General features: G+C 44.8%; 13 protein-coding genes. 8 read left to right on the forward strand and 5 right to left on the reverse strand.

The genetic code is table 11. The features are described 5' to 3' along the window. Positions 1–117: 117 nt before the first annotated feature. Positions 118–1,647 carry a serine hydrolase gene (locus tag IM792_RS11160; RefSeq protein ID WP_194101923.1) on the reverse strand — a complete coding sequence of 510 codons (1,530 nt, stop codon included), beginning with the start codon at positions 1,645–1,647 and terminating at the stop codon, positions 118–120. Positions 1,648–1,741: 94 nt separating this feature from the next. Between IM792_RS11160 and IM792_RS11165 the strand changes: the two genes are divergently transcribed. Then, the gene (locus IM792_RS11165; protein ID WP_194101924.1) at positions 1,742–3,919 is read left to right on the forward strand and encodes a S9 family peptidase; all 2,178 of its coding nucleotides are present in this window, start codon (positions 1,742–1,744) and stop codon (positions 3,917–3,919) included. 81 nt (positions 3,920–4,000) lie between these two features. Here IM792_RS11165 and IM792_RS11170 read toward each other — a convergent pair whose 3' ends face one another. Together IM792_RS11170 and mutY are read right to left on the reverse strand one after the other, a co-directional pair. Continuing rightward, positions 4,001–4,432 (reverse strand): single-stranded DNA-binding protein, encoded by a 432-nt coding sequence (locus tag IM792_RS11170; protein ID WP_194101925.1) that lies wholly within the window; start codon positions 4,430–4,432, stop codon positions 4,001–4,003. Between the two features lie 24 nt (positions 4,433–4,456). Beyond that, positions 4,457–5,503, reverse strand: a complete 1,047-nt coding sequence (mutY, locus tag IM792_RS11175) for an A/G-specific adenine glycosylase (protein WP_194101926.1) — start codon at positions 5,501–5,503, stop codon at positions 4,457–4,459. Between the two features lie 165 nt (positions 5,504–5,668). Here mutY and IM792_RS11180 point away from each other — a divergent pair, with 165 nt between their 5' ends. The 7 genes from IM792_RS11180 (at position 5,669) to IM792_RS11205 (ending at position 11,276) form a co-directional block, all read left to right on the forward strand. Beyond that, positions 5,669–5,971 (forward strand): HU family DNA-binding protein, encoded by a 303-nt coding sequence (locus IM792_RS11180; protein WP_194101927.1) that lies wholly within the window; start codon positions 5,669–5,671, stop codon positions 5,969–5,971. A gap of 19 nt (positions 5,972–5,990) precedes the next feature. Beyond that, a complete protein-coding gene (locus IM792_RS11185; protein WP_194101928.1) occupies positions 5,991–6,842 on the forward strand; it encodes a tetratricopeptide repeat protein in 852 nt (283 codons plus the stop codon). A gap of 27 nt (positions 6,843–6,869) precedes the next feature. Beyond that, positions 6,870–6,959: a hypothetical protein gene (locus IM792_RS21470; RefSeq protein WP_008506795.1), complete on the forward strand. Its 90-nt coding sequence runs from the start codon at positions 6,870–6,872 to the stop codon at positions 6,957–6,959. 112 nt (positions 6,960–7,071) lie between these two features. Then, positions 7,072–8,622 (forward strand): Rne/Rng family ribonuclease, encoded by a 1,551-nt coding sequence (locus IM792_RS11190; protein WP_194101929.1) that lies wholly within the window; start codon positions 7,072–7,074, stop codon positions 8,620–8,622. Between the two features lie 160 nt (positions 8,623–8,782). Further along, positions 8,783–10,237: a DNA repair protein RadA gene (gene radA / locus IM792_RS11195; RefSeq protein WP_194101930.1), complete on the forward strand. Its 1,455-nt coding sequence runs from the start codon at positions 8,783–8,785 to the stop codon at positions 10,235–10,237. 71 nt (positions 10,238–10,308) lie between these two features. After that, complete coding sequence (locus IM792_RS11200) at positions 10,309–10,785, forward strand: nuclear transport factor 2 family protein (protein WP_194101931.1); 477 nt, start codon at positions 10,309–10,311, stop codon at positions 10,783–10,785. A gap of 32 nt (positions 10,786–10,817) precedes the next feature. Then, complete coding sequence (locus IM792_RS11205; RefSeq protein WP_194101932.1) at positions 10,818–11,276, forward strand: DUF4920 domain-containing protein; 459 nt, start codon at positions 10,818–10,820, stop codon at positions 11,274–11,276. A gap of 46 nt (positions 11,277–11,322) precedes the next feature. Here the strand turns inward: IM792_RS11205 and IM792_RS11210 are convergent, their stop codons facing one another. Then, positions 11,323–11,850, reverse strand: coding sequence for a hypothetical protein (locus tag IM792_RS11210; protein ID WP_194101933.1), 528 nt, complete (start codon positions 11,848–11,850; stop codon positions 11,323–11,325). A 184-nt stretch (positions 11,851–12,034) separates the two neighbouring features. Next, positions 12,035–12,712 (reverse strand): YrzE family protein, encoded by a 678-nt coding sequence (locus IM792_RS11215; RefSeq protein ID WP_194101934.1) that lies wholly within the window; start codon positions 12,710–12,712, stop codon positions 12,035–12,037. Positions 12,713–12,743 lie beyond the last annotated feature (31 nt).

A 12,743-nucleotide genomic window follows, 5' to 3' on the forward strand; every position in this document is an offset into this window, starting at 1 on the left:
TAAAGCAAAATAGCCAGGTATATCGCCTGGCTATTTTGCTTTATGTAATGGTTGGAGAGCAAAGTCCGCAACTAAATCAAACTTCAACCTCCGAAACCCATCAACTTCCGGACTTCCCTACTGCCTCTTAAACTCGTAAGCACCCATCTCCACAAAATCAGCCACCTTGAGTTTAAAGCCGGTTACTTTGCCGTTTTGTACCGTGAAGGGGAATATGGCCTTACCTAAAATCGGGTCGCTAAAAGTTACATAGAAGCGATTGGCGCCCAGCGGTTGCAGGCGGGCATACATTTTAGGGTGATGCTCAAAACGCATGTCCAAATCGTTGTTGTCGCCACGCTGAATATTTACCGTACCATATAACGGGTTGGTAAATTTACCCTCATAATAGCTTAATGATAACGCCGGGCGAGGGTTCAGCGCCACGCTATCGCGCAGTTTTTTGTCGGCAGCGCCCTGCTCAGCGGTATAGCTTTTGTATTCCTTTAAATAAGCATCGCTGTAGTTACGGTAAGGTAGCTTCAGGTAAGCATCTAATATCTCCCAGCGCAGTGCCTCATATAAATTGTTCTGATCGGTATTGGTGAGTATCACTATACCCAGGTTTTCCTCGGGCACCAAGGTTACTGACGATACAAAGCCATTAACGCCACCATCGTGCATTACCAGGCGGTGGTTGTGGTAATCCTCCAAAAACCAACCTAAGCCATAAAGCTGAAAGTTTTTGCTGCCATCCAAATGTTCGTTAGTGCCCACAATATCTTGCGGCTGGCGGGTGGCCGCAATAGCGGCTTGCGGTATTACCTGCTTGTTGCCCACCTTGCCCTCGTTAAGTAAGGCCATAACCCATTTGCCCATATCAACCGCTGTTGAGCTGATGGCTCCGGCAGGTGCCATATTATCCAGGTTGGCGTAAGGTATGGCCATCAGGCGGTTATCACTAATGGTATGCCCTGCCGAACGGTTAAAGGCCTTTTGCATGGCCACACTCAGGCCAAGCGTATTGCTCATACCCAGCGGGGCGAATATTTTTTCTTTCAGGTAGATGTCCCAGTTCTGGTCGGCCACTTTGGGGATGATCTCGCCTGCCGTCAGGAAAGCCGAGTTAGTATAACCCCATGTAGTACGAAACCCATAAGGCGCTTTCATCAGCGCCATTTTACTCATGATCTCACTACGGCTAAGGTTAGTGTTATAAAATGTAAAATCGCCCTGAAAGGTCTGAAAACCCAGGCGGTGGCAAAGCAGATCGCGCACGGTAAGCAGATCGGTAGCGGCTTTATTATCCAGCTTAAAATCGGGCAGGTATTTGGTCACCTTATCATCGAGCGATAGCTTTCTTTCGGCGGCAAGCGTGGCAACAGCGGTGGCGGTAAAGGCTTTGGTGTTGCTGCCTATCATGAACAGCGTATTCTCGTCAACCTTATTATTTAAGCCCAATTCCTTGATGCCAAAGCCCTTCATCAGCACAATGCGATTATCCTTAATAATACAAACGGCAGCGCCTGGTACACGCCAGTTGGTAAGCGCCCGGCTGATATAAGCCTGCAAACTATCGGCTATAAATTTGGTACGGTTGGCGTTCTGAGCTTGGGTGGTAGTACTTAAAATGGACAGCGAAAATATGCAGAGAAGTATTTTTTTCATTACAGTTATAAGCGGCTTTTTATAAAAACACTAATTTAACGCAAAAATTAAAAGGGCATTACCCTATTTAAATTAATTGACCAAACAAAATTTCATGAAGAGTAAACTTTACAGCTTACCCGTTGTGCTATTGGCGTTTATGCTATCAGCAATATGGCAGGGCGCACAAGCACAATTTGGTAGCGGAACTAACTGGGCTAAGGACGGATACCGTTATTACAGGGCATTTGAAGGCGGCGTTGCCGAATTTGATGTGCGCGATGCCGGCAAAAAAACGGTGATAGCCACCGCGCAGGATCTAACTCCGGCAGGCCAAAAAGCTATCAGCATCCGTCGTTTTACTATTACCGAGGATGGTAAAAAGATACTGATCAACACCAACACCAAACGTGTTTGGCGTTACGATACCCGTGGCGATTATTGGGTGTATGATGTTGCCGCCAAAACCCTGAAACAGCTGGGTAAAGATAAGCCTGCATCATCATTAATGTTTGCCAAGTTTTCGCCCGATGCAAGCAAGGTGGCTTACGTAAGCGGCCATAATGTTTATGTGGAGGACCTGGCAACCAACGCCATAAAAGCCCTTACTACTGATGGTACCGACCGCCTGATCAATGGTACGTTCGATTGGGTGTATGAGGAAGAATTTGGCTGCCGCGATGGTTTCCGCTGGTCGCCTGATGGTAAATCTATAGCCTATTGGCAAATAGATGCCCGCAAGATTAAGAACTACCTGATGCTGAACACTACCGATAGCATGGTATACTCGTACGTTGTACCGGTTGAATATCCTACCGCGGGGCAAGACCCAAGCTCGTGCAAAATTGGTGTGGTTGATATCGCTACCGCGCAAACCAAATGGCTGAATGTTCCGGGTGATAACGTGCAGCACTACATTCCGCGCATGGAGTACACCTGCAACCCCGACGAGATCATTCTGCAACAACTTAACCGCGCGCAAAACGAGAGCAAGCTGTACGTTGCCAAGGTATCAAGCAATACCACAAAAGTAATTTACAACGAAACCGATAAGGCCTGGGTTGATGCCAAGGAAGAAGCTACCGGCTGGGATTGGCTGAACAAAGGCAAGGAGTTTGTTTGGGCCAGCGAAAAGGATGGCTGGAACCACCTTTACCGTATAGGTTTAGATGGCAAGCAAAAGCTGATCACCAAAGGTAATTATGATGTAATGAGCGTATCGTTGATCGACGAGCCATCGGGCTATATTTATTTCATCGCTTCGCCTGATAACCCTAACCAAGCCTACCTGTACCGTATAAAACTAAGCGGTGGCAAGGCCGAGCGTTTAACCCCGGCCGATCAGGCGGGTACGCATGGTTATACCATATCGCCAAACGGCACTATGGCTATGCACAATTTCTCGAACGCTAACACGCCATACCAAAGCGAAACCATCAGCCTGCCAAATCATAAGCACTTAACAGGCGATGCCATTAAACCGGTAACTGATGCTAAAAACCCGGTGGAATTTTTCACGGTAAAAACATCAGAAGGTGTTGACATTAAAGGCTGGGTAAAAAAACCTGCCAATTTTGATCCGACCAAAAAATACCCTGTGTTATTCTACGTATATGGCGAGCCTGCCTCACAAACCGCTAAGGATGTTTACGGCGCCGGCATGAACCGCATGTACACCGGCGATATGGCTGCCGATGGTTATGTATACATATCAATGGATAACCGTGGCGCACCGGCCCCTCGTGGCCGTGAGTGGCGTAAGGCTATCTACAAGAACATAGGTGTGCTTAACATTCGCGATCAGGCTTTGGCTGCCAAGGAGATATTGAAATGGAATTACATTGACAGCAGTCGTGTGGCTGTTTGGGGATGGAGCGGTGGTGGTTCATCAACCTTAAACCTGATGTTCCAGTATCCTGAAATATACAAAACCGGTATCTCTATAGCCGCTGTAGGTTACCAGTTAACTTACGATAATATTTACCAGGAGCGCTACATGGGTGTACCTACTGATGATGCCGGCCGTGAACCGTTCATCAAAGGCTCGCCGGTTACTAATGCCAAAAACCTGAAAGGCAACCTGCTGTACATTCACGGTACTGGCGATGATAATGTACACTACAACAACGCCGAATTGCTGATCAATGAGCTGATCAAGTACAACAAGCAATTCGAGCTGATGTCGTACCCTAACCGTACGCACTCAATATCTGAGGGGCCGGGTACCAGCCTGCACCTGCGCACGCTATTCACTAAATACTTAAGGGAGCATTGCCCTCCGGGCGGCAGATAATAGCCAACCGTATTACATAACAAAGCCCAGCTGTATTGTACAGGCCGGGCTTTTTCTTTTCATTAATAAGTTTATCAGCGGTCAGAAAGGCAGGTCATCTGTTTCGTTCGCGGTATTGTAATCTGCCGCGTTATCTGTTTTGGTAACAGGGCGGTCGGTAGGATGGTTGTCGTTTTCAAAATCGCTTTTACGACCAAGCATGGTAAAGTTTTCGGCCACAACCTCGGTGGTGTATTTTTTTGTGCCCTCCTTGTCCTCGAATGACCGGGTTCGTAATTTGCCTTCAATGTAAACCAGTTTTCCTTTTTGCAGATACTTGGCAGCCACATCGGCCAGGCTACGCCACATTACAATGTTGTGCCATTCGGTTTGTTCTACTTTTTTTCCGTCTTTATTAAAAGTTTCGGAGGTAGCAAGGGGGAAGCTTACTACTGATACACCTCCATCTAAATAACGTATTTCGGGATCCTTACCTAAATGCCCAATTAGTATTACTTTGTTTATTCCAGACATGGTTTAAATTAACGCAAAATTATTCTACAAATTAAAAATATTTTTTAGAAATATAAAAATGATTTTTGGCAAGGCCAATTCACTCAAATTTTCTACCTCAGTGTAAAACCATTTTTGTTCTAATTTAACCGTGGAATTCTGCAATTTTATTAACCTAACAAACAATTTTTGGTGTGTGAGTATGTGTTTCGCCGTTGGATAAATGTGTTCAATTGTAGCGTTTTCGCCAAAGGCTTGTCGCGCTTCTTGTGAGTTAAGCAGCTCATTAACCGGCAATAATTCGCTGGTTTCCAGCATTGGGAGGTCGTACATATTGGCCCATATATCGTTATCGCCTCGCTTATTCATCAATATCCGGTGGCTATCTGTCACTAAAAAATAGTTAAAAAAGCGCTCGCGGCTCTTAACTGTTTTGAGTTTTACGGGGAGAGTAGTGGTGGCATTATGCTTAAATGCGTAACAATTCAGGTGCACGGGGCATATACCACAACCCGGATTTTTAGGCTTGCAAAGCATGGCGCCAAACTCCATCATGGCCTGGTTATGCAACGCCGGATTTTTCTTATTAATTAAACTATTGGCCAGATCCTGAAACGTCTTTTTAGCCTTGCCGGAATTGATCGGCTCATCAATACCAAAGTATCGCGCCAGCACACGGTACACATTTCCATCAACCACGGCATGGGGCTGATTGGCCGAAAAGGACGATATCGCGGCGGCGGTATACTCGCCAATACCCTTTAGTTTGAGTAATACATGATAATCTGTAGGGAATATGCCATTGTATTCATTTTGAACCTGTTGCGCGGTTTTAAGCATGTTGCGCCCACGCGAGTAATAGCCAAGGCCCTGCCATAGTTTCAGCACCTCATCCTCGGTAGCGGCGGCAAAGCTGCTTACGGTAGGGAATCTTTCCAGAAAGCGATAGAAGTACGGCTTGCCCTGCTCAACCCGCGTTTGCTGTAATATAATTTCAGACAGCCATATAGTATAAGCATCGGTAGTGTTGCGCCAGGGCAGGTCGCGTTTATTATCATGATACCAGCCCAGCAATTCGTCCGCAAAATTCATAGCCTCAAAAATAGCAATGTAAGCGCCTTAAAGTGCTTTTTTCATCACCGTTTTGCAACGAACAAAAAAAATACGTCAATTATTTTAGAGTTTGCCAATAAAGCGATACTTTTGCAACCCCAAAACAGTTAAGTATTTATAAAAAATTTTAAAGAAAAATAAGATATGACTAAGGCAGAAATCATAGCTGAAATCTCATCAAAAACAGGAATTGAGAAAGTGGATGTACAGGAAACTGTTGAGGCGTTTTTTAAAGTAGTAAAAGGCTCAATGGTAGCCGGCGAGAATGTTTACGTAAGAGGTTTCGGTAGTTTTGTTGTTAAAAAACGCGCTAAAAAAACGGCACGTAATATTTCAAAAAATACTGCCATAATAATCCCTGAGCACTTTGTACCAAGCTTTAAACCAGCAAAAACTTTTGTTGAAAAGGTAAAAACCGGTAACAAAACCAGCAAAGCAAGCAAATAATTAAACAAAAACTTAGCCCATGAAAAAGCCGCAAATAGTTGTAATTATAGCAGTACTCGCTATTGTGGGCTATTTGTACATGCAGCCTGTAAAGGGTTTGCAAAAGGCTGAGGAGGCAAACCATTCAGACACCGAGGCAGCCACCCCTGCTGCACCAGGAATGGCATCAACAATAAGTGTTGAGCAAGTGTCTGAATCGGCAAAAAGTACTATCGGCGCTGATCTTGCCGCCCCGATCACTGATCTGGAAGGCAAACTGAAAGCAGCAAGCGGCACTGAAAAAACCGCGATTGAAAAACAGCTGGCCACCAAATGGGATGATGTAAATCAGCCAGGGCCGGCTGCTTTTTATTATAAGGCTGTTGCCGAAAATGAAAAAACTGCCGACGCGTGGATAACCGCCGGCAACCACTTTAACGATGCTTATAAGCTAACGCAGGATACGCTGGTGCAGCCAACGTTTTTAACCAACGCGGTACAAAGCTTTGAGCAGGCCCGCCAGTTAGCACCCGATAATTTGGATGCTAAAACCGGTTTGGGCATTGCTTACGTTAACGGCGGCGCACCAAGCCCTATGGCTGGTATAAGCCTGCTGCTTGAGGTGGTTAAACAAGATCCAACCAACCGCAGCGCGAACTTGAATTTGGGCGTTTTCTCTATGAAATCGGGTCAGTTTGAAAAAGCGGTTGAACGGTTCAAAACCGTTATTGCACAAAAGCCGGAGGTTGAGCCTTACTTTTACCTGGCCGAAAGCTATAAACAGCTTGGCCGTAAAAAAGAGGCTATCGAGGCTTACAACAAGTGTAAAACAATGATGCCTGACCCGGCCTTTGGGCAGCGCATTGATGAGTACATAAAGGAATTGAATTAATTAATCATTTTTAAAAACATTAAAATTATGCCAAGCGGTAAAAAACGTAAAAGACACAAAATGGCCACCCACAAACGTAAAAAGCGTTTAAGAAAAAATAGACATAAAAAGAAATAAGCTGTTTAACAGTTTATAGCCCGCCATTGTGCGGGCTGTTTTTATGTGTTGTTTTTACCTTCTTATTAATCCCGCGGTTATACTATAGCCGCATTAAGAAATGGAGTAGCAATTGATAAAGGAATTGATTATCGATTCGTCCCCCAGCGGAGCTACCATTGCATTATTACAGGATAAACAACTCGTAGAACTTCACAAAGAACAAACCACCAACAATTATACGGTGGGCGACATATACCTTGGCAAGATCAAAAAAATAATGCCGGGGCTAAATGCCGCATTTGTTGATGTAGGATATGAGAAGGATGCCTTTTTGCATTACCTCGATTTGGGGCCACAGGTACAAAGCCTGTTAAAGCTCACCAAACAGGTACGTAGCGGGGGATATCAGTCAAAGCTGTTAGATCAGCTAAAGCTTGAGGCTGACATTAATAAAGGTGGTAAGATATCTGAGGTTTTAACAAAGGGGCAGTTGCTGCCGGTACAAATAGCTAAGGAGCCAATTTCAACAAAAGGCCCAAGGTTAAGTGCCGACTTATCAATTGCCGGGCGTTATGTGGTGCTGGTTCCTTTTTCGGAGGTAATATCTATCTCTAAAAAAATAAAAAGCAATACCGAGCGCCAGCGTTTACGCAAAATTGTTGAAAGCATTAAACCCAAGCACTTTGGCGTAATTATACGCACAGTGTCTGAAGGTAAGGGTGTAACAGAAATGCAAAAGGACCTGCTTGACCTTATAGCCAAGTGGGAAACGCTGATAACCAAACTTCCGGCGGTTGAGCCGTCCAAAAAAATACTGGGCGAGATCGATCGTACCTCAACTATATTGAGGGATATACTTAATGCTGATTTTCAGAGCATATATGTGAACGATAACAGTATGTACGAAGAAGTAAAATCGTACATACATGAAATATCTCCCGATCAGGAGAGCATCGTTCGTTTGCACAAACATCGCGACCCGATTTTTGAGCATTATGGTATTGAAAAGCAGATAAAGGGAGCTTTTGGTAAAACAGTGAACCTTGCCGGTGGAGCCTACCTGGTAATTGAGCATACCGAGGCGCTGCACGTTATTGACGTGAACAGCGGCAACCGTACTGCCAATAAAGAAAACCAGGAGGAGAATGCCTTACAGGTTAACAAAGAGGCCGCGCGCGAAATAGCAAGACAACTGCGCCTGCGCGATATGGGTGGTATTGTGGTGATCGATTTTATTGATATGCACAAGCCGCTGAATCGGAAGGAGCTGTTTGATTACCTACGCGACGAGATGGCGCATGACAGGGCTAAGCATACCATACTGCCGCCAAGCAAGTTTGGTTTAGTGCAGATAACACGCCAGCGTGTACGCCCCGAAATGAATATTGTTACCAGCGAGGTATGCCCTACCTGCCACGGCACAGGGGCTATACGCCCAACCATTTTGTTACTGGATGATATTGAAAATAACTTCAATTACATCCTGATGGAGCAGAATGAGAAAAATATTACGCTTTGCGTGCACCCTTATATTGAGGCTTACATTAAAAAGGGCCTTTATACACGCCAGATGAAATGGTACTTTAAGTACAAACAATGGATAAAAGTTAAAACTAATCCGGCGTATCAGATCACCGAGTTCCGCTTTTTCTCATCAAAGGATGAGGAAATTAAATTATAATAGCCCAAACGCAAATTATAGAAATGCAGATGTTTGAAAAAGCATCTGCATTTTTTGTTTCGGAACAATTATAATTGCCAAATATTTTAGCATTCAACCTCGCTATCTCAAAACAAATCCGCACATTTGCACATCTGTAATCTGCACATCAAACATATAAATGGCTAAAACCAAGATCGCTTACGTTTGCCAGAGCTGTGGCTACGAATCGCCTAAATGGCTGGGAAAATGCCCATCATGCGGGCAGTGGAATACTTTTGCCGAGGAGATACTCGAAAAAAACAACGCCTCGGTACCCGATTGGAAAGCCAACCCATCAACCAGTTTGCAACGTGCCAATAAGCCCGTACCGGTATCAGAGATAACCTTTAGCGAGGAGCATCGCCTGCTTACGCCCGATGCGGAGTTTAACCGAGTGCTGGGCGGCGGCATTGTTGCCGGATCGCTGGTATTGATAGGCGGTGAACCGGGCATAGGTAAATCAACCCTGATGTTGCAGCTGGCCTTGAACATGCCTAACCTTAAGGTGCTCTATGTATCGGGCGAGGAAAGCGACAGGCAGATAAAGATGCGGGCGGAAAGGTTGACCCCCCAACCCCCTGAAGGGGGAGCTCTTGATTTGGGGGCATCATCAAATATTCCCCCTTTAGGGGGCAAGGGGGCTTTTATATTGACCGAAACATCAACCCAAAACATATTTAAGCAGATAGAGCAACTGGAGCCTGAACTGGTAGTGATCGATTCGATACAGACCTTGCATTCGGCGCATATTGAATCAACCCCGGGCAGCGTATCGCAGGTGCGTGAGTGTACTGCGGAGTTGCTGCGTTTTGCCAAGGAAACTTCTACTCCGGTTTTCCTGATCGGCCATATAACGAAAGACGGTATGATAGCAGGCCCCAAAATACTGGAGCATATGGTTGATACCGTTTTGCAGTTTGAGGGCGACAGGCACCATGTATACCGCATTTTACGGGCTGTTAAAAACCGTTTTGGTTCGGCATCCGAGTTGGGGATATATGAGATGCTGGGCGAAGGGCTACGTGAAGTTTCAAACCCATCCGAGATACTATTATCGCAACGAGATGAACCACTGAGCGGCGTAACCATATCGGCTACCTTAGAGGGTATGCGCCCAATGCTGATTGAAACACAGGCGCTGGTAAGTACATCACCCTACGGCACGCCACAGCGTACCGCTACGGGCTTTGATACCAAGCGCATGAATATGCTGCTGGCTGTGCTCGAAAAGCGCTGTGGTTTCAGATTAGGGGCTAAGGACGTGTTTCTGAACATTACCGGTGGCATCCGTGTGGAAGATCCGGCTATTGACCTGGGTTTGGCCGCCGCTATCATATCATCGCATGAGGATATGCCTATCGCGACTAAGGTTTGTTTCGCGGGCGAGATCGGTCTGTCCGGCGAGATCCGTGCTGTTAACCGGGTGGAACAGCGCATTGCCGAGGCGCAAAAACTGGGCTTCGAGCAAATATTCATCTCAAAATATAACCTGCCCAAAGCGGGCGATAAAAAGCGTATCGACTTTTCACGCTACACTATTGATGTTAAAACGGTAGGCAATATCGAGGAAGTTTTCAGCCTTTTATTCGGATAAAATAGCGGCTGATTATAAGCTCGGCAAACAAAAAAGCGTTCATCAATATTAAATGCACATTTACTTTTAATATGAAACGCGTAATCACCACCGCCCTTAGCCTTATATTATTTATTGGCAGCTATAGCTGTTTTGCCCAGGCATCAAAAAAACCGGCAAGCAAAACTTTGTACAGTACCATTATCGGGTTAGATAAGCAGGTTTTTGATGCTTATAACAAGTGCGATCTGGATAAATTTGAAGGGTATTTTACTGCCGATGTAGAGTTTTTTCATGACCGCACAGGCTATACCTCATCCCGGCACGATCTGATGAGATCAATGCGTACCCTTTGCGATAACGGCGGACTTGAACGTGTATTGGTAAGCGCAAAGGTTTATCAGCTGGAATTTTACGGCGCTTTAGAAACAGGCGTAAACACGTTTTACAAAGTAATCAACGGCAAACGCAAGCTGGTGAATACCGCGCGCTTTATTCATGTTTGGAAACAGGATGATGACGGCTGGAAGATATCGCGCGTTATCAGTTACGATCATCAGGCTAAATAAAACCATACCTGCCGGCTGTTGTTATTAAGGGCATGAAAGCATGGCGTTTATTACTCCCGATCATATTTTTTAGTATTACCTCGACAGCATTCGCTCAGCAAACAGCTTTGCCGCATGGCATGGTATTCGGTACTAAGGCTGATACGGCTAACTCTGTAGAAGCAACCAAACTGCGCGATCTGATGGGTAAAAAGAAGCGTATAACCACTGTAGTTAAAGGCACTGTTGAACGTGTTACCGACGAAAAGGGTGGCTGGTTTGTAATAAGCACAGGCAAGGGCGTACCCATCTATGCCCATTTCAGAGATTTTAATGTTACCCTGCCATCGCAAATTAAAGGGCGTGTGGTAATAATAAGCGGCGTAGCCAAGCGCGAGTTCACGGCCGATGATCACCAGCATTTTGCAGGCGATACCGTAAGCTACAGCACCACATCAAAAATGAGTGATGCTATCAACTTTGAGGTTAAGGGATTGATGGTGTATAAATAAAAAAAGACCGCCTAATAGCGGTCTTTTTTTATCGGGTCAGCTGATGTTACATATACTTGTAAGCTATACCCTTTTTAATATCCTGATTGCCACCAAGGCCGCCATTAGCCACGTTGGTCGCTTTTTCAAAAGTTATCAATACAAATGGACAACCCAGCTCAGCAGCGGCTTGCTTTAATTTTTTCTCTGCTGATTTTTCGCTTGAGCTACCGGTATGGAAGTTGATGAAAGCTGTTTTACCTTTAATGTCGCCACCTTTACTAAGGCCTGCAATCTCGCTTTTGTCTTCCAATACAATCACCTTTTCCCAGTCGTTTTTGCCGGCCACAACAATTTTGTCAGTAAGCTTTTCGGTACGGCCGCTTTTGCCATAAACAATTTTTTCGATAGCGTATTTGCTTACAACCTGCTCGGCATCCTCATTAACATACTTAAAAATAACAGTGAATTCGGCAACGCGAATTACGTTGGCCTCAACAGTTTCGCCTGAATGTTTTACGATTTTGTCAGCTTGAGCGAAGCTGTAAAAAAATACACCAAATACTAATACTAAAGTTAGTAGAGCTTTTTTCATAAAATGATAAGTTTAGATTATTACTTCTTTTAAATTACTGTTTTAAATATAGGCAATTTTGTATTAAGTAATAGCGATGCTTTGATTAAGTATTTGATCAAGTTGTAATATAAATAAAAAAAAGTCCATGTTTTTGGGATGCTAACTCCCAAAACATGGACTATCTGTGATCTAAAATTAAAGATCAGTTAAATGACGCGTTTGATTTCAATACTGAAGCGTCCAGATCCAAATCGTGCTGAAACAGCTCGCGTATCTTTTGATTTACCTCTTTACGGTTAACGGTGGCGGCATCGCGGCGGCATTTGAGGTAATGCTCGCGGGCTATCTTTTCGGCCAGCTGGCCAACTGTTTTAACAGTTAGTTGCTTGCCCCGTTTTTTAGCCATAAATGATCCGGCGGCAAAAGCGGCTAAGCCAACAACACCTGCTTGCCAGTTAAAGTAAAAAGCGGCTACAGATAGGATGAACAATACTATCAGGCCCCATATAACGCTTTGCTTTGGTTGCAAAACATTTAAGCGTAAGCCCATCTCATGCTCCATATCGGCCACAAGTTGCAGGCGTTCCTCCTCGGGGAAAACATCCTTAAGGCACGTGTTGGTATTGATGGCGCACCTGTCAATAGTAGTTGAGGTGGTTATGGCGTTGCGCAGCATATAAAAGGCATGCTGTGTAGTGCAAACATCATTATGTTCAAGCTTTAGTTTGCTGTGAACCGTGTTGCACAAATCGCCAATGGTATGAATTTTTTGAAGATCATTCGGCGTAAACTGTACGCCGAACGATCTTTCTATTTTCACTAAAACGTCTTCCAGATCCTCGCGATCCACGTTTTTGAGCATTAATAACTTATGATCCATTAATTAAAGAACAAGTTCTACAATCAGAGAA

The organism is Mucilaginibacter sp. JRF (assembly GCF_015223065.1).
In the GTDB taxonomy this organism is placed as follows: Bacteria; Bacteroidota; Bacteroidia; order Sphingobacteriales; family Sphingobacteriaceae; genus Mucilaginibacter.

Coding starts and splice junctions, on each gene's coding strand:
- IM792_RS11160 (WP_194101923.1), bottom strand. CDS start 1,647: ATGAAAAAAATACTTCTCTGCATATTTTCGCTGTCCATTTTAAGTACT.
- IM792_RS11165 (WP_194101924.1), top strand. CDS start 1,742: ATGAAGAGTAAACTTTACAGCTTACCCGTTGTGCTATTGGCGTTTATG.
- IM792_RS11170 (WP_194101925.1), bottom strand. CDS start 4,432: ATGTCTGGAATAAACAAAGTAATACTAATTGGGCATTTAGGTAAGGAT.
- mutY (WP_194101926.1), bottom strand. CDS start 5,503: ATGAATTTTGCGGACGAATTGCTGGGCTGGTATCATGATAATAAACGC.
- IM792_RS11180 (WP_194101927.1), top strand. CDS start 5,669: ATGACTAAGGCAGAAATCATAGCTGAAATCTCATCAAAAACAGGAATT.
- IM792_RS11185 (WP_194101928.1), top strand. CDS start 5,991: ATGAAAAAGCCGCAAATAGTTGTAATTATAGCAGTACTCGCTATTGTG.
- IM792_RS21470 (WP_008506795.1), top strand. CDS start 6,870: ATGCCAAGCGGTAAAAAACGTAAAAGACACAAAATGGCCACCCACAAA.
- radA (WP_194101930.1), top strand. CDS start 8,783: ATGGCTAAAACCAAGATCGCTTACGTTTGCCAGAGCTGTGGCTACGAA.
- IM792_RS11200 (WP_194101931.1), top strand. CDS start 10,309: ATGAAACGCGTAATCACCACCGCCCTTAGCCTTATATTATTTATTGGC.
- IM792_RS11205 (WP_194101932.1), top strand. CDS start 10,818: ATGAAAGCATGGCGTTTATTACTCCCGATCATATTTTTTAGTATTACC.
- IM792_RS11210 (WP_194101933.1), bottom strand. CDS start 11,850: ATGAAAAAAGCTCTACTAACTTTAGTATTAGTATTTGGTGTATTTTTT.
- IM792_RS11215 (WP_194101934.1), bottom strand. CDS start 12,712: ATGGATCATAAGTTATTAATGCTCAAAAACGTGGATCGCGAGGATCTG.